General features: G+C 31.2%; 22 protein-coding genes. 5 read left to right on the forward strand and 17 right to left on the reverse strand.

The window, feature by feature from the left end:
- Positions 1 to 175: 175 nt before the first annotated feature.
- Positions 176 to 1,372, reverse strand: a complete 1,197-nt coding sequence (locus ACH2CG_RS07545; RefSeq protein ID WP_395063786.1) for a pyridoxal phosphate-dependent aminotransferase — start codon at positions 1,370 to 1,372, stop codon at positions 176 to 178.
- 105 nt (positions 1,373 to 1,477) lie between these two features.
- Here ACH2CG_RS07545 and ACH2CG_RS07550 point away from each other — a divergent pair, with 105 nt between their 5' ends.
- On the forward strand, positions 1,478 to 2,809 hold the full coding sequence (locus ACH2CG_RS07550) for a PDZ domain-containing protein (protein ID WP_395063788.1): 1,332 nt from the start codon (positions 1,478 to 1,480) through the stop codon (positions 2,807 to 2,809).
- Positions 2,810 to 2,843: 34 nt separating this feature from the next.
- On the opposite strand, the gene ACH2CG_RS07555 is transcribed toward ACH2CG_RS07550, so the two are convergent.
- Positions 2,844 to 3,275 (reverse strand): DUF1573 domain-containing protein, encoded by a 432-nt coding sequence (locus ACH2CG_RS07555; protein WP_395063790.1) that lies wholly within the window; start codon positions 3,273 to 3,275, stop codon positions 2,844 to 2,846.
- A 334-nt stretch (positions 3,276 to 3,609) separates the two neighbouring features.
- Here ACH2CG_RS07555 and ACH2CG_RS07560 point away from each other — a divergent pair, with 334 nt between their 5' ends.
- The gene (locus ACH2CG_RS07560) at positions 3,610 to 6,240 is read left to right on the forward strand and encodes a valine--tRNA ligase (protein ID WP_395063792.1); all 2,631 of its coding nucleotides are present in this window, start codon (positions 3,610 to 3,612) and stop codon (positions 6,238 to 6,240) included.
- 115 nt (positions 6,241 to 6,355) lie between these two features.
- On the opposite strand, the gene ACH2CG_RS07565 is transcribed toward ACH2CG_RS07560, so the two are convergent.
- The 9 genes from ACH2CG_RS07565 to rsfS form a co-directional block, all read right to left on the reverse strand.
- The gene (locus tag ACH2CG_RS07565) at positions 6,356 to 6,814 is read right to left on the reverse strand and encodes a hypothetical protein (protein ID WP_395063794.1); all 459 of its coding nucleotides are present in this window, start codon (positions 6,812 to 6,814) and stop codon (positions 6,356 to 6,358) included.
- Between the two features lie 108 nt (positions 6,815 to 6,922).
- On the reverse strand, positions 6,923 to 7,291 hold the full coding sequence (locus ACH2CG_RS07570; RefSeq protein ID WP_395063796.1) for a hypothetical protein: 369 nt from the start codon (positions 7,289 to 7,291) through the stop codon (positions 6,923 to 6,925).
- Between the two features lie 56 nt (positions 7,292 to 7,347).
- Positions 7,348 to 8,118, reverse strand: a complete 771-nt coding sequence (locus ACH2CG_RS07575) for a superoxide dismutase (protein ID WP_395063798.1) — start codon at positions 8,116 to 8,118, stop codon at positions 7,348 to 7,350.
- 4 nt (positions 8,119 to 8,122) lie between these two features.
- Positions 8,123 to 8,395, reverse strand: a complete 273-nt coding sequence (locus tag ACH2CG_RS07580) for an acyl-CoA-binding protein (protein WP_395063799.1) — start codon at positions 8,393 to 8,395, stop codon at positions 8,123 to 8,125.
- Positions 8,396 to 9,046 (reverse strand): phosphatidylserine decarboxylase family protein, encoded by a 651-nt coding sequence (locus ACH2CG_RS07585; RefSeq protein WP_395063801.1) that lies wholly within the window; start codon positions 9,044 to 9,046, stop codon positions 8,396 to 8,398.
- Complete coding sequence (locus ACH2CG_RS07590; RefSeq protein ID WP_395063803.1) at positions 9,036 to 9,926, reverse strand: phosphatidate cytidylyltransferase; 891 nt, start codon at positions 9,924 to 9,926, stop codon at positions 9,036 to 9,038. Before ACH2CG_RS07590 ends, ACH2CG_RS07585 begins: the two co-directional genes overlap by 11 nt.
- Positions 9,927 to 9,928: 2 nt before the next feature.
- Positions 9,929 to 10,528 carry a lactate utilization protein B/C gene (locus ACH2CG_RS07595; protein WP_395063805.1) on the reverse strand — a complete coding sequence of 200 codons (600 nt, stop codon included), beginning with the start codon at positions 10,526 to 10,528 and terminating at the stop codon, positions 9,929 to 9,931.
- Positions 10,529 to 10,641: 113 nt separating this feature from the next.
- Positions 10,642 to 12,570 (reverse strand): ATP-dependent zinc metalloprotease FtsH, encoded by a 1,929-nt coding sequence (ftsH, locus tag ACH2CG_RS07600; RefSeq protein ID WP_395063807.1) that lies wholly within the window; start codon positions 12,568 to 12,570, stop codon positions 10,642 to 10,644.
- A 15-nt stretch (positions 12,571 to 12,585) separates the two neighbouring features.
- Positions 12,586 to 12,957 (reverse strand): ribosome silencing factor, encoded by a 372-nt coding sequence (rsfS, locus tag ACH2CG_RS07605; protein ID WP_395063809.1) that lies wholly within the window; start codon positions 12,955 to 12,957, stop codon positions 12,586 to 12,588.
- A gap of 93 nt (positions 12,958 to 13,050) precedes the next feature.
- Between rsfS and ACH2CG_RS07610 the strand changes: the two genes are divergently transcribed.
- Positions 13,051 to 13,782 carry a biotin--[acetyl-CoA-carboxylase] ligase gene (locus tag ACH2CG_RS07610; RefSeq protein WP_395063811.1) on the forward strand — a complete coding sequence of 244 codons (732 nt, stop codon included), beginning with the start codon at positions 13,051 to 13,053 and terminating at the stop codon, positions 13,780 to 13,782.
- Between the two features lie 69 nt (positions 13,783 to 13,851).
- Here ACH2CG_RS07610 and ACH2CG_RS07615 read toward each other — a convergent pair whose 3' ends face one another.
- The gene (locus tag ACH2CG_RS07615) at positions 13,852 to 14,244 is read right to left on the reverse strand and encodes an SRPBCC family protein (RefSeq protein ID WP_395063813.1); all 393 of its coding nucleotides are present in this window, start codon (positions 14,242 to 14,244) and stop codon (positions 13,852 to 13,854) included.
- 99 nt (positions 14,245 to 14,343) lie between these two features.
- On the reverse strand, positions 14,344 to 14,985 hold the full coding sequence (gene pyrE, locus ACH2CG_RS07620; protein WP_395063815.1) for an orotate phosphoribosyltransferase: 642 nt from the start codon (positions 14,983 to 14,985) through the stop codon (positions 14,344 to 14,346).
- Between the two features lie 7 nt (positions 14,986 to 14,992).
- Between pyrE and ACH2CG_RS07625 the strand changes: the two genes are divergently transcribed.
- Both ACH2CG_RS07625 and ACH2CG_RS07630 read left to right on the forward strand, forming a co-directional pair.
- The gene (locus ACH2CG_RS07625; RefSeq protein WP_395063816.1) at positions 14,993 to 15,601 is read left to right on the forward strand and encodes an NUDIX hydrolase; all 609 of its coding nucleotides are present in this window, start codon (positions 14,993 to 14,995) and stop codon (positions 15,599 to 15,601) included.
- 56 nt (positions 15,602 to 15,657) lie between these two features.
- Positions 15,658 to 17,001 (forward strand): DEAD/DEAH box helicase, encoded by a 1,344-nt coding sequence (locus ACH2CG_RS07630; protein WP_395063818.1) that lies wholly within the window; start codon positions 15,658 to 15,660, stop codon positions 16,999 to 17,001.
- Positions 17,002 to 17,060: 59 nt separating this feature from the next.
- On the opposite strand, the gene coaD is transcribed toward ACH2CG_RS07630, so the two are convergent.
- Genes coaD through ACH2CG_RS07650 form a run of 4 tightly spaced genes read right to left on the reverse strand, consistent with a single transcriptional unit; the run spans position 17,061 to position 19,727 of the window.
- Positions 17,061 to 17,513 carry a pantetheine-phosphate adenylyltransferase gene (gene coaD, locus ACH2CG_RS07635; RefSeq protein WP_395063820.1) on the reverse strand — a complete coding sequence of 151 codons (453 nt, stop codon included), beginning with the start codon at positions 17,511 to 17,513 and terminating at the stop codon, positions 17,061 to 17,063.
- Positions 17,513 to 18,121 carry a hypothetical protein gene (locus tag ACH2CG_RS07640; RefSeq protein ID WP_395063822.1) on the reverse strand — a complete coding sequence of 203 codons (609 nt, stop codon included), beginning with the start codon at positions 18,119 to 18,121 and terminating at the stop codon, positions 17,513 to 17,515. The genes coaD and ACH2CG_RS07640 overlap by 1 nt, the downstream gene beginning before the upstream one ends.
- 15 nt (positions 18,122 to 18,136) lie before the next feature.
- Entirely contained in the window at positions 18,137 to 18,745 is a 609-nt protein-coding gene (locus ACH2CG_RS07645) for a zinc-ribbon domain-containing protein (RefSeq protein WP_395063824.1), read from the reverse strand.
- A 7-nt stretch (positions 18,746 to 18,752) separates the two neighbouring features.
- Entirely contained in the window at positions 18,753 to 19,727 is a 975-nt protein-coding gene (locus ACH2CG_RS07650) for a D-alanine--D-alanine ligase (RefSeq protein ID WP_395063826.1), read from the reverse strand.
- Positions 19,728 to 19,751: the final 24 nt, after the last annotated feature.

Genomic DNA, 19,751 nt, shown 5'->3' on the forward strand with positions numbered 1-19,751 from the left:
TTTATGCAATCTTCTTTAAATGCATAATCATATTTAACTTTTCTTTCCATAAAAAATGCCCCAAATAGTGTCTAACTTTTTGGGGCATGTCCATTTTAAAGGAGCTTTTTTTGTGAAAGATAGAACGGACAGCAGGAATAGGCATCGCTGTAAAGCCCAAGCCATTCGCTTCTTATTATTTAGAATTATAAACTTTTAATGCTTCTTTTAGTATTTCTACGGAGCGAACAAGATCTTCTTTTTTCAAAACGTAAGCAATGCGAACTTCATTTAAACCAACATTGGGAGTAGAGTAAAAACCTGCTGAAGGCGCAACCATTACTGTTTCTTTATTTAAATCGTAGGATTCTAAAAGCCATTGTGCAAAGTTATCTGCATTGTCTACAGGTAGTTGTGCTATACAATAGAAAGCGCCTTTGGGAGTGCCTACTTTTACGCCTTCAATTTTACTTAGAGCTGCAACCAAGATATCTCTTCGTTCTTTATATTCTTCAATTACTTCTGTAAAATAACTTTGAGGTGTGTCAAGCGCTGCTTCACTTGCAATTTGTGCAAAAGTTGGCGGACTTAAACGTGCTTGTGCAAATTTCATTGCGGTTGCCATAACTTCTTTGTTTTTAGAAACGATGCAACCTATTCGGGCGCCACACATGCTGTAACGTTTAGAAACTGAATCTATCATGATAGCATTTTCTTCTATACCTGGAATATTCATTACAGAATAATGTTTGTCTTGTTCATCATAGATAAATTCTCGGTACACTTCATCGGCAATTAAGAATAGATCATGTTTTTTCACTAATTCTGCTAGTTGTTGTATTTCTTCTTGCGAGTATAGGTATCCTGTAGGATTTCCGGGATTACAGATTAGAATTGCTTTAGTCTTAGGAGTGATTAATTTTTCAAACTCTGAAATTGCAGGTAGTGCAAAACCATCATCAATTGTAGAAATGACAGGAACAACTTTTACTCCAGAAGCTGTTGAAAATCCATTATAATTTGCATAGAAAGGTTCTGGAATTATAATCTCATCATCAACATCCATAGTGCTTCCCATAGCAAAAAGCAATGCTTCAGATCCGCCAGTTGTGATGATAATGTCTTGAACATCAATTGGCAAACCATGTGTTTTATAATAGGTTGATAATTTTGTCCTATAGCTTTCAAAACCTGCAGAATGACTGTATTCTAGTACTTTAATATCGGCATTTTTTACTGCATTTAATGCTACTTCTGGAGTTTTAATATCGGGTTGACCAATATTTAAATGATATACTTTATTCCCTTTCTTCTTAGCAATATCTGCATAAGGAACCAATTTTCTTATCGGTGACTCGGGCATTTGTTTTCCTTTATTTGAAACTTTTGGCATAATTGAAAATTTAGTTGTGCAAATTTGCGATTTTTTATTGTATTAATTATTAAAAATGACATTTCTAGTTGAATAATTTATTAAATTTATAAAAAATATAGTTTGATGAAAAATAGGTCAATACATTTTTTTCTTATTTTTCTTACTCAAATAGTTTGGGCTCAAGATGGTTTTCATTTTGAAAACAATAAATCTAAAACAACTATTACTTTTCAGTTTGTAAATAATTTAATAATAATTCCTATTGAGGTTAATGGTGTTACACTAAATTTTTTATTGGACAGTGGTGTTCAAGAATCAATTCTTTTTAGTATTAATGATACTGAAGAAATAAACTTTTCTCAAGTTGAAAAAGTTAAAATTAGAGGTTTTGGAAGCAATGAATCTTTTGATGGATTTAAATCTTTTAACAACAAGCTTTCAATTAAAAACTACACCGATTTCAATCATATTATTTATTTAGTTCTTGACCAAAACATTAATATTTCATTCCAAATTGGAATTCCAGTTAACGGAATTATTGGTTATCATTTTTTTAAAAACAATAAAATTAAAATAAATTATGAAACCCATAAAATTACAATTTATAAAAACTCTAAAAAACTTGAATTAGCTCTGAATAAAAAGTACACTAAAATTCCTATTCAATTAATTGATGGAAAACCTTATGTAAACACAAATTCTTTTTTTGAAAATAACCAACAATCATTAGAATCAAAGTTATTAATTGACACAGGAAACAATGACGCTGTATGGTTTTTTAAGCACAATAACGACAAAGTTAAAATTCCCAAATTAAACTTTGAGGATTTTTTAGGAAAAGGTTTTAGTGGTGACGTTTTTGGTAAAAGAGCAAGAATTGAAGCTTTTAAAATTGGAGATTTTATGTTTATTAAACCCTTAGTGGCTTTTCCAGACGCTGTGGCAACAACCGAAATAGATAAAGTAGAAGGCCGACTTGGGTCAATTGGTTCAGAAATAATGAGACGTTTTACAGTAGTTTTTGATTATAATTTAAACTTTATTTACCTAAAAAAAAATGATCAATACGATCAATTCTTTAATTTTAATATGTCGGGAATAGACGTACAACATCAGGGATTGCAATGGATACAGGAAAAATATGAAGATTTCTCAACCAATAAAGTGAAATTTAGTACTCTTACAGATGAAAAAATTGATGGTAATTTTAAATATAAATTTCAGTTAAAACCATTATTTGTAATAGCCAACATTCGCAAAGATTCACCAGCAGATAGGGCAGGACTTAAAAAAGAAGACATTATTTTAAAAATAAATAATCAAAATGCCTACAATTATTCACTCCAAAAAATAAATGACCTTTTAAAATCAGAAGAAGGAAGAACAATAGAATTTGAAATTGAAAGAAAAGGAAAAATTTTAAATTTTAAATTTCAGCTAAAAAGTCTTTTATAAAAAAAACGCTCACATAAAGCAAGCGTTTCATTTTTTATGATTTTTCCATCAATAGATTTTTTTTCTTTTCTAGAGGATTAACTTCTTGTTTTACAACAACTTCACCTTTTATTTTTAAAGCAACCATACCGCCTTCTACATTTACAGCATTCGTTTCAATAGTAATAGTTTTTCTAATTGGACCAGGATTCATATTGTATTTAACCGTTATAAAATCTGACTTTCCGGGCATAATTGGCGCACTAGGCTTACTACCAACAGTACAACCACACGTAGATTTAACATTAGTAATAACCAACGGTTGATCACCAGTATTTGTAAACTCAAATTTTCTTTCGCCACTATCACTTTCCTTAGAAACAGTGCCATAGTCAATCGTGTTTTCCTTATCTTTAAACTCAATTTTAGCCTGACAAAAACCTACAGTACTCACCATTACAACAGCAAAAAATATAATTTTTTTCATTTCTTTTTTTTAATTTCGTTAGCGTAAAATTACTTACTTTAAATTAATACACAAAAATTTAATTCTTAATTTTTTATAAAAGCACATAATACTTACTTTTGCATTTAATATTACAAAAAACGTACCAAGATTTGAACTCCTCAGTTTCCAACTAATTAGGAGCGAATCGCTCGGGATTTATCAATAATCCATATTCCTGCTATCCGTTGCAATACTTGAAAAAACAAGTATTTCCACTACTATCAGGGCTAGAAGGTTAATGATTTGAATTTTTGTAATCAGGTTTGAAACAACCTTAAAATAAATTTTTTATAAACATTTTTAAACAATATAAATGATTCCTGCACAATTCAACGCCAAAGAAGTAGAAAATAAATGGTACGACTACTGGATGAAAAACGACTATTTTACATCCAAACCCGACCATAGAACTCCTTATACCATTGTAATTCCGCCACCTAACGTGACTGGAGTTTTGCACATGGGACACATGCTTAACAATACCATTCAAGATGTATTGATTCGTCGTGCTCGTCTTAAAGGATTCAACGCTTGTTGGGTTCCAGGAACAGATCATGCCTCAATTGCAACCGAAGCTAAAGTTGTAGCCAAACTAAAAAGCGAAGGAATTAATAAAAACGATTTAACGCGTGAAGAATTTCTAAAACACGCTTGGGATTGGACCAATAAATATGGCGGAACAATTCTAGAACAACTAAAACAATTAGGATGTTCGTGCGATTGGAGCAGAACCAAATTCACCATGGACGACGACATGTCGGAATCTGTAATACATTCATTTGTAGATTTATACAACAAAGGATTGATTTATCGTGGCTACCGAATGGTAAATTGGGATCCAGAAGCTAAAACAACTTTGTCTGACGAAGAAGTAATCTTTGAAGAACGTCAAGGAAAATTATATTTCCTAAACTATAAAATAGAAGGTTCAGAAGATTTCCTAACGGTTGCAACAACGCGTCCAGAAACTATTTTTGGAGATTCTGCAATTTGTATCAATCCAAACGACGAACGATTTACACATTTAAAAGGAAAAAAAGCAATCGTGCCAATTTCTGGAAGAGTAATTCCTATTATAGAAGACGAATATGTAGATATCGAATTCGGAACTGGTTGTTTAAAAGTGACTCCAGCGCACGATATGAATGATAAAACGCTAGGAGAAAAACACAATCTAGAAATTATTGATATTTTCAATGAAGATGCAACTTTAAATTCGTTCGGATTGCATTATCAAGGAAAAGATCGTTTTGTTGTTCGTGAAGAAATAGCAATCGAATTGGAAAATTCTGGTACTTTAACAAAAACAGAAACCCATCCTAATAAAGTAGGAACTTCCGAAAGAACCAAAGCAGTAATCGAACCAAGATTGTCAGATCAATGGTTTTTAAGCATGGAAGAATTGGTAAAACCAGCCATAAAAGCCGTTTTAGAAACCGACGAAGTAAAACTATATCCGTCACGATTTAATAATACTTACAAACACTGGTTAGAAAATATTCGCGATTGGAATATTTCACGTCAACTTTGGTGGGGACATCGTATTCCTGCCTATTTTTATGGCGATGGGAAAGAAGACTTCGTAGTAGCCAAAAATATTGAGGAAGCACTTGAGCTTGCGAAACTCAAAACTCAAAACTCGAAACTCGAAACTCGAAACCTGCGTCAAGATGCCGATGCATTAGATACATGGTTTTCTGCATGGCTTTGGCCAATGGCAGTTTTTGGTGGTGTTACCAATCCAGAAAGTGAAGATTTTAACTACTATTATCCAACCAATGATTTAGTAACTGGTCCAGATATTTTATTCTTTTGGGTTGCTCGTATGATTATTGCAGGTTACGAATATGCTGGCGAAAAACCATTTACTAATGTATATTTAACAGGTTTAGTTCGAGATAAACAACGTCGTAAGATGTCTAAATCATTAGGAAATTCTCCAGAACCGTTAGAATTAATCAAAAAATTTGGAGCCGATGGTGTTCGTGTAGGATTACTTTTAAGTGCTTCTGCAGGAAACGATATCATGTTTGATGAAGAATTATGCAATCAAGGAAAAGCATTTTCTAACAAAATCTGGAATGCATTCAAACTAATAAAAGGTTGGGAAGTTTCAGATGCAATTCCGCAACCAGAATCGTCTAAAGTAGCAATCGAATGGTATCAAACCAAGTTGCAAAGAACTTTATTAGAAATCGAAGAAAATTTTGATAAGTACAAAATTTCAGAAGCTTTGATGTCTATTTACAAATTGGTTTGGGACGATTTTTGTTCGTGGTTTTTAGAAATGATAAAACCAGCGTACCAACAACCAATCGACAAAGCAACGTTTGATAAAGCTATTGAAATGCTTGAAAATAATTTGAAATTATTGCATCCGTTCATGCCGTTTTTAACTGAAGAAATTTGGCAATATATTGCTGATAGAACTCCAGAACAAGCTTTAATTGTTGCCGAATGGCCAATAGCAAAAGCGTATGATGAAAAATTAATAGCTGATTTTGACTTTACAATAGAAGTAATTTCGGGTATTAGAACCATCAGAAAAGACAAAAACATTCCGTTTAAAGAGGCAATCGATTTGAAAGTGGTGAACAACGAAAAAGTTCCTTCTCATTTTGATTCGGTTATAATGAAACTTGGAAATATTGTTGCTCTAGAATATGTTTCCGATAAAGTAGATGGCGCATTGTCGTATAGAGTGAAATCTAACGAATACTTTATTCCAATTACAGGAAATATTGATGTTGCTGCCGAAATTGCTAAATTATTAGAGGAGTTAACTTACACCAAAGGTTTCTTAAAATCGGTACAAGTGAAATTATCAAATGAAAAGTTTGTAGCCAATGCCAAACCAGAAATCATTGAAAACGAACGTAAAAAAGAAGCCGATGCTTTAGCAAAAATAGAAACCATAGAGCAAAGTATTGCTGGTTTAAAATAAAAGTAAAGTCCTGAGAAATCAGGATTTTTTTATGTTTTTAAATGAATAGATTAGCACAAAAAAAATCCTCAACCAAATTAATAGTTGAGGATTATCTTTAAAGAACAAAAATGAATTATATGCTTTTAGTTATAATTGAATTCCATTTTTCAATAAGTTCTAGTTCATTAACCAACGATAGTGTTTCATTTTGGTTATAAAATTCAATTGATTTATCAGATTTATTTTTGTCATTAAATTCAAACTTCAATTCAAGTCGGTTGATGGGTTGGTTATTATTTTGATATTTCACAACACTACTTTTTATAATTTCTGATAAATTTAATGCTTCAAATGTACCGCTTTCAGATGCTTTTTTTGAGAAGAAAAGCATCTTATTTGTAGCGTCAAATCCTATTGCAGATTGATTCCAAATTTCATTTGTTTCAATGGTTGCTTTATTCATTTTTGCAATATTTGATAAATTATCGATTACTTTCTTGTGTTGTTTGCGTTTTTTAATGCAGATTAAAACAAAAGGTAAAACACAAGTAATTATTATGATTACGCCTATAATTGAGGTTCCTAAATCCATTTTTTATTAATTTAAATTATACAAATAGTAGTTAGTAATTAAAAAAAGTTCTTGTTTATTACTAAATTGATTTTACGTACTTGACCAAGCAAGATTTGTATCTTTAAATTACCAGAAATAGTGAAATGGAAAGATGATATCGGTTTGGGTAAACCTAACAATTCCATTAATTGCATAAAATTTATAGACTGAAAATGTAGTATTAAACAATCGTTCTATAGCAATAGTATGGATAAAAAGTGTGTTTGAAACAACTTTAAATACGTTACTCGGATTGTTTTTAGTGAAAGAAATACTTCTTGAAGAAAGGCAAACAAAATGATCAGAATTTATAGATTTTATTTTCTCTTTTTGAGAATTCTCTGTACCATTATTTGCCTTGTTGTTTGTAACTGACAGATTACTACTCGTACTTAGAATTAAGTAAAATAGTGCAGAGAAAATAGATAACAAGACAAATTTAGCTGTATTTTTCACTTTGTAAAGATAGTATAATAAAAGTGACTAAAAAAATCCAATAAAAAGTGTAGTTTTTATTTTTTTATAGCATCTTCATATCTTTCACTAACTTTTTTCCAGTTGATGATGGTGAAGAAATTATCAATATAATTTTTTCTTTTATATTGGTATCCTAAGTAATAAGCGTGTTCCCAAAGATCTAATCCTAATATTGGTGTTCCAGCAATTTCCATTCTTGGCATTAAAGGATTGTCTTGATTGGGTGTGCTTGTAACTTGTAATTTTCCTGATTTATCAACTACTAACCATGCCCAACCGGAACCAAATTGTTTTGTAGCCGTATCACTAAATGATGTTTTAAAATTTTCAAACGAACCAAAATCTTTATCAATAGCACTTGATAAAGTATCTGATGGTTTTCCGCTATCCTTCGGTGTTATAATATCAAAATATAGGGTATGATTGAAATATCCGCCAAGATTGTTGCGCAAATCGGCATTGGTCATGTCTAATTTTTTGAAAATATCTTCTATCGGAATATTTTCTAATTCTGTTCCTGCTAATGCCTTATTTAAATTATTCGTGTAAGTTAAATAATGTTTAGAGTAATGCATTTCCATTGTTAATGGATCAATTTTTGTCGCAAATACATCATAGCTATAAGCAAGTTTTGCAATTTCAAATGCACCAGCTTCTGCTTTTACATCTTCGGGAATTCCAATAGTCATTTTTTCTTCGGCAGTAGGAAGCGGAACTTCAACAACTTCGGTATATTTCTTTCTTTTGCATGATCCAATAGAAAACGCAAAAAGAGAACAAAATAAAAGGACAACTATTTTTTTCATTGGTCTATTTCTTTTTAGATAATGAATGAATGGCTTCAATGTAGAGTTCTTTACACTCATCTTGCGATAAATGACTTATTTGCATCCAAGCATTCATTTTAAAAGCATTTCTCAAATCATAAACTGGATAAATTCTGTTATCAATAGTTCCATGAGTAGCTTGTTTATAAAGTGCATATAAACGTAGTTGCACATCTTGAGGCAATGAGGATTGCGTCATTGCATTGGCTAATGCAACAGCTTCTTCAAAACGTGTTTCTAGGTTTTTTTCTTGCATTTATTTAGAGGCAATTATGGTTCTGTTTCCTACAGCTTTTTGGTTTAATTTTACATTAATTGTAGTTCCAAGCGGAAAATATAAATCTACTCTTGAACCAAATTTTATAAATCCAGCATCATCACCTTGACGCACTTGTGTTCCTTCTTCAGCATAGTTTATAATACGTTTTGCTAAAGCACCTGCAATTTGTCGGTACATTATTTCGCCAAAAATTCTATTTTCTATAACTACTGTAGTTCGCTCGTTTTCGGTACTCGCTTTTGGATGCCAAGCAACCAAATATTTTCCAGGATGGTATTTGCTATATTTTACCTTTCCGCTAGTAGCATAACGCGTTACATGAACATTTATTGGTGACATAAATATTGAAACTTGCAAACGTTTGTCTTTGAAATATTCTGGTTCAAAAACTTCTTCAATTACTACAACTTTTCCATCAACTGGAGCAATAATGTTGTAATCGTTTACTTCTAATTGTCGGTTTGGATTTCTAAAAAATTGTAAAATAATCAATAGAAATAAAAGTAAAAATAGCTGAACAGGTTTTAATATCCATGGGTTTGAAAATACCAATGGAGAAACTAACAACAATATTACAAATAATGAAGTTGAAATAAGAATGATTTTTGCGCCTTCTTTATGAAACATAATTTAAAATTTGATAAAATAAAAATACAAATGGTGCTACAAATATAACACTATCTAGTCGATCTAGAATGCCTCCGTGTCCTGGCATTATTTTTCCGCTGTCTTTTACACCAGCTATTCGTTTAAATTTGGATTCAATTAAATCACCTATTGTGCCTATAACACCAACAATTACAGCGATTATTGTCCAAATTAATATGGATTTATCAAGATGTTTTGGGCCAGCCTGAATATAATATTTTGATATTAAAAAACCAGCAAGAACAGCAAAAACTACACCGCCAGCAAATCCTTCGATAGTTTTTTTGGGAGAAATACGTTCTAAAAGTTTGTGTTTTCCAATAGATTTTCCAACAATGTACGCAAAGGTGTCGTTGGTCCAAATAAGAATAAAAAGACCAATAATAATTTTCGGATTGTAATCTTTTACTCCGAACGATATTTTGGTAATGAAGATAAAAGGTAGAATTATGTATCCTAATAAGTAAAGATATTTGGATGAATTACTTATTTTTTGAATAGAATCATAAAACAAAAAAAGAATACATTTTATAGAAACTACAAGCGTAATAACTAATAAAACAAGATTCAATTGATTTAAATTTACAGTAATTTCATACCGTTTTTTGAAAATATCAAAAAGTAGGCTTTGTGTTTCGCTTCTATACGAGCTAACAGCAGTAACTATAGCGTAAAATAGGAATGCAAAAACTAATGGAAAAATTTTATTAATTTGAATCAAACTACAAAATTCATACACTGCAATGAGCAGAAAAATTCCGAACAAGATGAAAAAGCTTTCTGTTGAAAATAGGATGGAAGCTAATAATAAAATAATATAAATAGCACCAGAAATTGCTCGTTTTAGAGTTTCATTCATTATTACAAATCTTCAAGTAGCAAAAGATATAAATTTTTAGCAGAACTTCCATAAGTTAAGAAATCTTCGTCTTGAACTTTTTCAAAATATTTTATGGTAGTAATATTAGTTGGATAGTCTTTGTCATATTTCTTTTTAATAACACGCAAACCATCACTTTTTGTTTCTAATATCTGACTTGTTGTTGCTAAAATCACAATACTATCTGGCAATTCGTTTGGTTTTTTTTGTTTGATTTGATTGGATGAAAACAATACCGAACCTTCGTCTGCAATTAAATTTTCGCAACTTGCAAAAAAGAATTTTGGATTACTTGGACTTGTGTAAACTAATTTATTTTCGTCCAAAAGGTTGTATAACTTGGGTTCATAACACAAAACTTCACTTTCAAACCAATCATTTTCTTCTAATATATTTTCAAACTGTTCTCTTACTTCTGATAAATTTTCACAATAGATAAACTTGCCGCCATTCTTTTTAAAATTAAATGTGAACAAGTCATCAACCGGAAGGTTAGAAGGTTTGGGAGTGTTATATTCGCTTTGGTTTTCCTCATCGGAAGCATCATTGCCAGAACCAAATATTTTTCTAAAAAGACTCATAGTAGTATGTAATATTCTTTATTTATCACCTGAAAACTTTCAAAGATAAAAAAATCTTAATTCAAAAGCATTTTTTGAATTAAGATTTTTAATATTTTATATTTTAATATTTTTTAAACCGTCAAGTCAGCTAAATCTTCGTTGTCTTTTTGATAAGGACGTCTTCCAAAAATAGTTTCTAAATCGTCCTTAAATATAACTTCTTTTTCAATTAAAATATCTGCAAGAAGTAACAATTTATCTTTATTTTCTGTCAATAATTGTATAGCTCTTTGGTATTGACCTTCAATTAAAAGTGAAATTTCTTTATCAATTGTTATTGCTGTATCTTCTGAATAAGGTTTGTTGAAATTGTATTCTCCTTGACCCGATGAATCATAGTAAGTTACATTCCCAAGTTTTTCGTTCAATCCATAAATAGTAACCATTGCACGAGCTTGTTTGGTCACTTTTTCCAAATCTGACAATGCACCAGTCGAAATGGTATCAAATACAACTTTTTCAGCAGCTCTTCCGCCCATTGTTGCACACATTTCATCAAGCATTTGATCTGGACGAACAATCAATCGTTCTTCTGGCAAATACCAAGCAGCACCAAGACTTTGACCTCTAGGTACGATTGTTACTTTAATAAGTGGCGCAGCGTGTTCTAGCATCCAACTTACTGTTGCATGTCCAGCTTCGTGAACTGCAATTGCTCTTTTTTCTGCTGGAGTAACAATTTTATTTTTCTTTTCTAATCCGCCAACAATTCTGTCTACAGCATCAAGAAAATCTTGTTTGTCTACAGCTGTTTTGTTATTACGAGCAGCAATCAAAGCAGCTTCGTTACAAACGTTTGCAATATCAGCACCAGAGAAACCAGGAGTTTGTTTGGCTAAGAAATCGGTATCTAAATTTTCTACTTTTTTAAGTGGTGCTAAGTGCACTTCAAAGATTTCTTTTCTTTCGCGAATGTCTGGTAAGTCAACATAAATTTGTCTGTCAAATCGTCCAGCACGCATTAATGCTTTATCTAAAACATCAGCTCTGTTGGTAGCAGCAATTACGATTACGTGAGTATTTGTTCCAAAACCGTCCATTTCTGTAAGCAATTGGTTCAATGTGTTTTCACGTTCGTCATTTCCGCCAGACATGCTGTTTTTTCCTCTTGCACGACCAACAGCATCAATTTCATCGATAAAGATAATTGCTGGTGATTTTTCTTTGGCTTGTTTAAATAAATCTCTAACACGAGAGGCACCAACACCAACAAACATTTCAACAAAATCAGATCCTGATAGTGAGAAGAAAGGCACTTTAGCTTCGCCTGCAACAGCTTTGGCTAATAATGTTTTTCCTGTTCCGGGAGGACCAACTAAAAGTGCTCCTTTTGGAATTTTTCCACCCAAAACTGTATATTTTTCTGGATTTTTCAAGAATTCTACAATTTCTTGTACTTCTTCTTTTGCTCCTTCTAATCCGGCAACGTCTTTAAAAGTTGTTTTAACTTCTGACTTTTCATCAAATAATTTAGCTCTAGATTTTCCAATGTTGAAGATTTGACCTCCGCCACCACCAGCGCCACCACCAGACATGCGTCTCATGAAATACAACCAAACACCAATTAATATAATCATTGGAAGGAATCCAACAATATATTCTGTCCAATCGCTTTTTTCTTGAAAATCGTAACTTTTAATTTTTTTATCTTTACTAGCTTGAACTAATTTTTTCTCAAAATTTTCTGCACTAGGAATTTTTGTAGAATAATGCGGGCCTTTATTAAAATTTCCAAAAACATCTTTTGCAATTTTTTTATTTTCCTTTAACTTTAGTGCTTCTTTGGTTAAAAAGATTTCGGCTGTTTTATTATTATATGTAATAATTTTTTCAACCTGACCTCCATCAATTAGGGCATCAAGTTTAGATGTCGAAATTATTGACGGATCTTGTAAGCTTGAACTATTGAATATGTTTAACAAAATAAACATAAAAATTATAGCTCCTGATATCCACCATGGACTAAATTTTAAACCGCTTGGCTTTTTGTTTTCTGACATTATTTTGTAGTGCTTTTAGTTTTTGTTTTCTAACGAAGTAATTTTAGCATCACCCCAAAGTCCTTCAATATTATAGTATTCACGAATTTCTTTTTGAAATACATGAACAACAATGCTCACATAGTCCATTAAAACCCATTCGGCGTTGTCTGTACCTTCAACATGCCAAGGTTTGTCTTTAAGTTCTTTAGAAACTAATTTTTGAATGGAGTTAACAATAGCATTAACTTGTGTATTTGAAGTACCATTACAGATTACAAAATAATCACAAACCGCTGTGTCTATTGCTCTTAAATCAAGGATATCAATATCATTTCCTTTTACTTCTTCTATTCCTTTAATGATGTTTGTTAATAAAACATCTGTACTAACTGTATTTTTTGTCATCTAAATTTTATATAATTTGCAAAGGTATCAAAATTTGTCATTATTTTTGATGCTTAACACAAGTTTAAACACTGTTTTACTAAAATAATTCCCATGAACTTAATCAAACTCGATGCCATAGATTCTACTAACGATTTTTTAAAGGACTTATCCCGAAAACAAGTAGTAGAGAATTTCCTAACAGTTGTAGCCCAAACCCAAACAAAAGGGAAAGGTCAAATGGGTTCTATATGGGATTCTGAAAGTGGTAAAAATCTTATAATGAGTACTTTGGTTAAAGATGTATTGAAAGATATCGACCAAATATTTCATTTGAATGTTGCTGTTGCTTTGTCTGTTATTCATGTTTTAGAATCGTATAATTTACCTAAATTATCTATAAAATGGCCAAACGACATTATGTCAGATACTAAGAAATTAGGTGGCATTTTAATAGAAAACAGTTTTAAATCTGACAACACCATCGAATCTGTAGTTGGAATTGGCTTAAATGTCAATCAAAATAAGTTTGATAAGCTACCCAAAGCATCTTCAATGACCTTGGTAATGAACAAAGAATATGATTTAGAAACCATTTGGCAAGAAATTATTTTTCAAATAAAAAGAAATTGTAGTTTGATACTTTCTAATCAATCTCCTAAAATATGGGATGATTACCACAAATGTTTATTTAAAATCAATGCTCCTATGCCTTTTGAAGACAGTGATAAAAGTAGATTTATGGGAATCATTCAAGGCGTTTCAAGTGAAGGAATGCTTGAAGTGATGTTGGAGGATGATACAGTAAAAACCTATGGAATAAAAGAAATTCAGATGTTATACTAGTAGTAAATAAAAAAAAGAGAATAGCTTTTAACGACTAGTCTCTTTCTTTTTATTATCTCATAAAAACTATTACAGTTTATGCATGTTTTCAGCTAAAGTTTCAATAAACTTTGTAATTGGACCTTTAATCATCATTGCCATCATTGGATTGAAATCGCCTTCAAAGTCTAATTTTACTTCACTAGAATTTTCAGAAACAGCATCAATATTTGCAACCAAAGTGAAAGGAAGTTTATCACTTGCAGCAGCAAGATTAACTTTAGAAAAAGGAATTCCTTCTTTCATTCGCAACTTTATTTCGGGCATACCTTTTAATCCGAAATTGAAAATATCATCGCCAAGAACTTCAAATTTAGCAATATTTTCGGGCATTAATTTCTCAAAATTCTTTACATCGGATAATTGAGTAAACAAATACTCAGCCGATTTTTCTACAGTTACTTTTGGGCTTTCTAAGTTCATTTTTTTATTTTTTGCCACAAAGGCTCTAAGGCACAAAGTGAATTTTAAATTATTTTTTTGTTTTGATTATAACTCGCAACTTGTAACTCAAAAACTTTTTTATACACTCCAAGTTGATGGACTTTTTCTCCATTCTTGCAATGTTTTTTGTTCTTCTTCTGCAATATATTGCTTTTCTACGGCAAGCTCTAAAAGATGTTCATAATTACTTAATGTATGCAATTCAACATTGGCATTTTTAAAATTTTCTGATGCAACATCAAATCCGTAAGAGAAAATAGCTAACATTCCTTTTACATTTGCTCCAGCTTCTTTCAAGGCTTCAACGGCAAGTAAACTGCTATTTCCAGTAGAAATTAAATCTTCTACAACAACAACATTTTGTCCTTTTTGAAGAAAACCTTCTACTTGATTTTGCCTTCCGTGTTTTTTTGCTTCTGGTCTAACATACACAAATGGCAGTCCAAGTTCTTCTGCAACTAGAATACCAATTCCAATTGCGCCAGTAGCAACACCAGCAATAACATCGGGTTTTCCGTAAATTTCTTCTATTTGTTTAGAAAATTCATCGCGAATGTAATTTCTAATCGCTGGAAATGAAAGCGTTAGACGATTGTCACAATAAATTGGTGAGTTCCAGCCTGAAGCCCACTTAAAAGGATTTGACGGATTCAATTTAATTGCATTTATTTGTAAAAGCAATTCGGCTGTTTTTTCGGCTGTTTCTTTATTAAAAATCATACTACAAATGTATAAAGTTTTTGTGAACGATAAACCACTTTTTTTGACAAATGAAGTCGCGAAGGAAACTGATTTTCAGTTGTTTCTTCTTGAAAGTATTGATATTGAACAACTTATAGTTAAAATGTTCAATAATAAAATTTCAAAGGCTTATTTATATTATCCTGATGAAAAGGAAATTTTAAAGAAAGTAAAAGAAAAAATTCCAGTTAAGAAGGCTGGAGGCGGATTGGTTTATAATAAAAACCGCGACGTTTTATTTATTTTTAGAAATGGAAAGTGGGATTTACCAAAAGGCGGTTGCGATAAAGGTGAAGATATTGAAGCTTGTTCTGTAAGAGAAGTTGAAGAAGAAACAGGCGTAGATAAACTAAAAATTACAAGAAAATTACAAAAAACCTACCACGTTTTTAAGCGAAATGGTGTTTATAGATTAAAAATTACGCATTGGTATGAAATGATTTCCGATTATGATGGTATTTTGGTACCGCAAGTCAACGAAGGAATTGAGAAAGTTGCTTGGTTAAATCCAGAAGAAATTAAACAAGCATTGAAAAACTCGTATGAAAATATCAAATTGTTGTTTCAAGAAGAACAAAGTTATAATACAAAGTAATTTGGTTTTCTAAAAGTACTAATAAACACTGATTACTTTTTGTTTACCTTTGCAAAATGTATAAAAATCCACATTCTACCAATTTACTTTTAAATTTAGGTATTGAAAGCTTAAACGAAATGCAAGAAATGGCACAAGATGCTATTTTGAATGATACTAATGTTTTACTTCTTTCGCCAACTGGTTCTGGAAAAACATTAGCTTTTTTACTCCCTATTTTCGAAATGTTGCAACCCGAAATTAATACGGTTCAATGTTTGATTTTGGTTCCATCAAGAGAATTAGGTTTGCAAATTGAACAAGTTTGGAAAAAAATGGGAACCGATTATAAAGTAAATGTTTGCTATGGCGGACATTCTATTGATACAGAAATTAAGAATTTGTCCAATCCGCCAGCGGTTTTAATAGGAACTCCAGGACGAATTGCTGATCATATTGATAGAGGAACTTTTAAAACGGACACTGTTGTAACTTTAATTCTTGACGAATTTGATAAATCGTTGCAATTGGGTTTTCATGAGCAAATGTCATTTATCATTGCAAGACTAAATAAGTTGAACAAACGCGTTTTGGTATCGGCAACTTCCGATATTGAAATTCCAAAATATACCCGAGTTGTAAATCCAACAGTTTTAGATTTTATTCCAAATGAAGAAGAAAATTCTAATCTTTCTTTGAAAATGGTAGTCTCTAAGGATAAAGATAAAATCAATTCGCTTTTCAATTTGATTTGTTCTTTAAAATCGGAAGCTGCAATTATTTTTTGCAACCATCGTGATGCGGCAGAAAGAATTAGCGATACATTAAACGAAAAAGGAATTTACTCAACATATTATCATGGCGGAATGGATCAAGATGAGCGTGAACGTGCTTTGATTCAGTTTAGAAACGGAAGTGTTAGTTATTTGGTTACAACCGATTTAGCAGCAAGAGGTTTGGATATTCCCGAAATGAAACACGTTATTCATTATCATTTACCGTCAAAAGAAGACGAATTTACCCATAGAAACGGACGAACGGCTAGAATGTTAGCTTCAGGAACGGCTTATATTGTTGCTCATGAAAGTGAGAAAAAATCAGATTATTTAGATTATGGAATGTCAGTTTTGAATGTAGAAAATGCTACAACTTTACCAAAACCACCAGAATTTCAAACAATTTATGTAAGTGGTGGCAAGAAAAACAAGTTGAATAAAATTGATATTGTAGGTTTCTTTTCTCAAAAAGGAAAACTAGAAAAAGGCGATTTGGGTTTGATTGAAGTAAAAGATTTCATTTCGTTTGCCGCCGTAAAATCTAAAAAAGTAAAAGAATTTCTTTCCAATATTCGTGACGTAAAAATGAAAGGTAAGAAATTTAAGATTGAAGTGGCTAGGAAAGTTGTTAAGAAAGAGGAGTAGGTATGTCGCAGTCTCAGTTTTCAGTATGTCGAGCTTAAAACTGAGACTGCGACTGAAAACTAAATCCTCACAGAATCGGGTACCAAAACCGTATAATCACCACCATTTCTCAATACATCGCGAACAATACTTGATGAAATATAAGACGTTTTGGATGCTGTCAATAGAAAAACAGTTTCAATTTTAGACAATCTTCTGTTGGTGTGTGCGATGGCTTTTTCAAATTCAAAATCGGCTGGATTTCTTAAACCACGAAGAATAAAATCGGCTTTTTCCTTTCTACATAAATCGATTGTAAGTCCTTCGTAAGTGATGACTCTTACTTTTGGTTCGTCTTTAAATGCATCTTCAATAAAACGTTTTCGGTCTTCTAATGAAAACATGTATTTCTTTTCTGCATTGATTCCGATGGCTACAATTACTTCATCAAATAGTGAAATGCCTCTTTTGATTATGTCATAATGTCCATTGGTTATTGGGTCAAACGAACCTGGGAAAATTGCTTTTTTCATTATTTTCGGTCTATTGAATAAATAGTTTCTTTTTTATATAATTCTTGCAATGCCTTTTGGGTAGTTACATCTTTTTCTATGGTGTAGTTTTTTTCGATATCAATTTTGTCAATTCCTGAAGATTTATCAACGATATAATCGTTATATGTAAAATAAATAGAATCTTTTGTGACTTTATCTACTCTCATTGTTGAGTATTCCTTTTCTACTTTAAAACTATAGACATCACCAACTTTTGGGTTTTTAATGTAAGCTTGTTCTTTGTCTTTGGTTTGACTTGAAATAAACATTGCAATGCCAACTAAAACAGCAACAACGCCAAATCCAGAGAACATCCAAATTGGAGTTTTAACAGGATATTTTTCTTTTTCTCTTTCAAATTTGGTTTTGACTGCCTCAGGTAATTCTTTAAATTCAAATGTTTTTTTACAATTATTACATTCAGCAACAGTAATTTTACTAACAGGAAAAAATGGAATCCAATAGATGTGAGCATATTTTCCGAAGATGCTGTAAGTCATTGAGGTATTGGTTTCGCAATGTGGACAATCTACATTAATTAATTGTCCGTTTTTTAAGTTGCTGGCTTTAGTTCCGTAAAAAATCATAGTTTTTGGTTTTGGTTAGTTTCTTTTTATCGAAATAATTTCTCCGTCATTGTAGCTTTTTAACAGCTCTTTTTTAGAAAAAAATATTTTAGAATTGGCATAATTTTCTAGTTTGTCTATATCTTTAATTGTATAGGGTAAATCGGTTTGATATTCATTTTGAGTAGCAAAAATAATATCTTTTGAAACTTTATCAATTTTAAAAGTAGAATAATATCCTTTAGAATCTTTACAATAATATACATCGTCAACAGTTGGTTTTTTTATGAATGAATCAGTTTCAGAATCAAATTTGAAATAACTGTATATACCATAAAAAATACTACATACTATAACAAAGTTACCAAAAAACATCCAAATAGGACTTTTTAAATTATTATTTTGTAATGCTAATTTTGATAGAGTACTTTCATCTAATTCATCAAGTTCAATACTAGTATTACAATTTTTACAAGATACCACAGCATATTTATCTACTGGAAAAACTGGAATTAATGTAATTTGAGTATACCGAGAATGAACAGAATAATTTAGCTTTGTTATACATCTACAAATTGGACAAACGACATTATCAATAGTTCCTTTTTTAATTGTATAAGAATTTGTTCCAAGTAAAAAAAACATAAATTATTTAGTTATTTAATGCCAATTCAATTGCATTTGTAAATAGATCTTGTAGCGAAATTCCTGCTTCACGTGCTTGTTGCGGAATTAAACTTTCTGTTGTTAAACCCGGAATGGTATTCATTTCTAACATAAATGGTTCGCCATTAACCAAGATAAATTCGCTTCTAGAAAACCCTTTCATTTTTAGAATAGTATAAGCTTTTTTGGCAGCATTTCTCACTTTTTCAGCAATTTCCTCTGTAATTCTGGCCGGTGTAATTTCTTGCGATTTACCTAAATATTTGGCTTCGTAATCAAAAAAATCATTCTCTGAAACAATTTCTGTAATTGGTAAAACAGTAATTTCACCTTTATAATTTATTACACCTACAGAAACTTCTGTTCCGTCTAGAAAACTTTCAATGATTATCTCATCGTCCTCTTTGTAAGCGTTTGCAATGGCATATAATAATTCGTCTTGAGTTTTTACTTTAGATATTCCAAAGCTTGATCCCGATTTGTTTGGCTTAACAAAGCAAGGTAATCCAACCGTTTTTATAATTTCATCTTGATTGATTTCATCGCCTAAATTTAAATAATAAGAAGTAGCTGATTTTATTCCGTATGGTTTTAAAACTGATAATAAATCACGTTTGTTAAATGTCAATGCTGCTTGGTAATAATCGCACGATGTTTGAGGTATTTCAAGGAGTTCAAAATAGGCTTGCATAAGTCCATCTTCACCTGGAGTTCCATGAATTGCATTAAAAACGGCATCAAAAACTATTTTTTGTCCCTCAACAGTTACTGAAAAATCATTTTTATCAATGGTAAATTCATTTTTATTTTCATCAACATAAACCCATTTTTCTCTAAAAACATGAATGCAATAACCCTTGTATTTTGTTGAATCTAAGTTGTTAAAAACCACATTTCCACTGGTTAAAGAGATTTTATATTCGCTAGAATAACCTCCCATAATTATCGCAATTTTTTTCATTTACTCTAAAATTAAGTTTTGATT

It is taken from the genome of Flavobacterium sp. (assembly GCF_043778725.1).
Classification (GTDB): domain Bacteria; phylum Bacteroidota; class Bacteroidia; order Flavobacteriales; family Flavobacteriaceae; genus Flavobacterium.

Bases quoted from the DNA above. Each gene is read 5' to 3' on its own strand.
- ACH2CG_RS07545 (WP_395063786.1), bottom strand. From the start codon at position 1,372: ATGCCAAAAGTTTCAAATAAAGGAAAACAAATGCCCGAGTCACCGATA.
- ACH2CG_RS07550 (WP_395063788.1), top strand. From the start codon at position 1,478: ATGAAAAATAGGTCAATACATTTTTTTCTTATTTTTCTTACTCAAATA.
- ACH2CG_RS07555 (WP_395063790.1), bottom strand. From the start codon at position 3,275: ATGAAAAAAATTATATTTTTTGCTGTTGTAATGGTGAGTACTGTAGGT.
- ACH2CG_RS07560 (WP_395063792.1), top strand. From the start codon at position 3,610: ATGATTCCTGCACAATTCAACGCCAAAGAAGTAGAAAATAAATGGTAC.
- ACH2CG_RS07565 (WP_395063794.1), bottom strand. From the start codon at position 6,814: ATGGATTTAGGAACCTCAATTATAGGCGTAATCATAATAATTACTTGT.
- ACH2CG_RS07575 (WP_395063798.1), bottom strand. From the start codon at position 8,118: ATGAAAAAAATAGTTGTCCTTTTATTTTGTTCTCTTTTTGCGTTTTCT.
- ACH2CG_RS07580 (WP_395063799.1), bottom strand. From the start codon at position 8,395: ATGCAAGAAAAAAACCTAGAAACACGTTTTGAAGAAGCTGTTGCATTA.
- ACH2CG_RS07585 (WP_395063801.1), bottom strand. From the start codon at position 9,046: ATGTTTCATAAAGAAGGCGCAAAAATCATTCTTATTTCAACTTCATTA.
- ACH2CG_RS07590 (WP_395063803.1), bottom strand. From the start codon at position 9,926: ATGAATGAAACTCTAAAACGAGCAATTTCTGGTGCTATTTATATTATT.
- ACH2CG_RS07595 (WP_395063805.1), bottom strand. From the start codon at position 10,528: ATGAGTCTTTTTAGAAAAATATTTGGTTCTGGCAATGATGCTTCCGAT.
- ftsH (WP_395063807.1), bottom strand. From the start codon at position 12,570: ATGTCAGAAAACAAAAAGCCAAGCGGTTTAAAATTTAGTCCATGGTGG.
- rsfS (WP_395063809.1), bottom strand. From the start codon at position 12,957: ATGACAAAAAATACAGTTAGTACAGATGTTTTATTAACAAACATCATT.
- ACH2CG_RS07610 (WP_395063811.1), top strand. From the start codon at position 13,051: ATGAACTTAATCAAACTCGATGCCATAGATTCTACTAACGATTTTTTA.
- ACH2CG_RS07615 (WP_395063813.1), bottom strand. From the start codon at position 14,244: ATGAACTTAGAAAGCCCAAAAGTAACTGTAGAAAAATCGGCTGAGTAT.
- pyrE (WP_395063815.1), bottom strand. From the start codon at position 14,985: ATGATTTTTAATAAAGAAACAGCCGAAAAAACAGCCGAATTGCTTTTA.
- ACH2CG_RS07625 (WP_395063816.1), top strand. From the start codon at position 14,993: ATGTATAAAGTTTTTGTGAACGATAAACCACTTTTTTTGACAAATGAA.
- ACH2CG_RS07630 (WP_395063818.1), top strand. From the start codon at position 15,658: ATGTATAAAAATCCACATTCTACCAATTTACTTTTAAATTTAGGTATT.
- coaD (WP_395063820.1), bottom strand. From the start codon at position 17,513: ATGAAAAAAGCAATTTTCCCAGGTTCGTTTGACCCAATAACCAATGGA.
- ACH2CG_RS07640 (WP_395063822.1), bottom strand. From the start codon at position 18,121: ATGATTTTTTACGGAACTAAAGCCAGCAACTTAAAAAACGGACAATTA.
- ACH2CG_RS07645 (WP_395063824.1), bottom strand. From the start codon at position 18,745: ATGTTTTTTTTACTTGGAACAAATTCTTATACAATTAAAAAAGGAACT.
- ACH2CG_RS07650 (WP_395063826.1), bottom strand. From the start codon at position 19,727: ATGAAAAAAATTGCGATAATTATGGGAGGTTATTCTAGCGAATATAAA.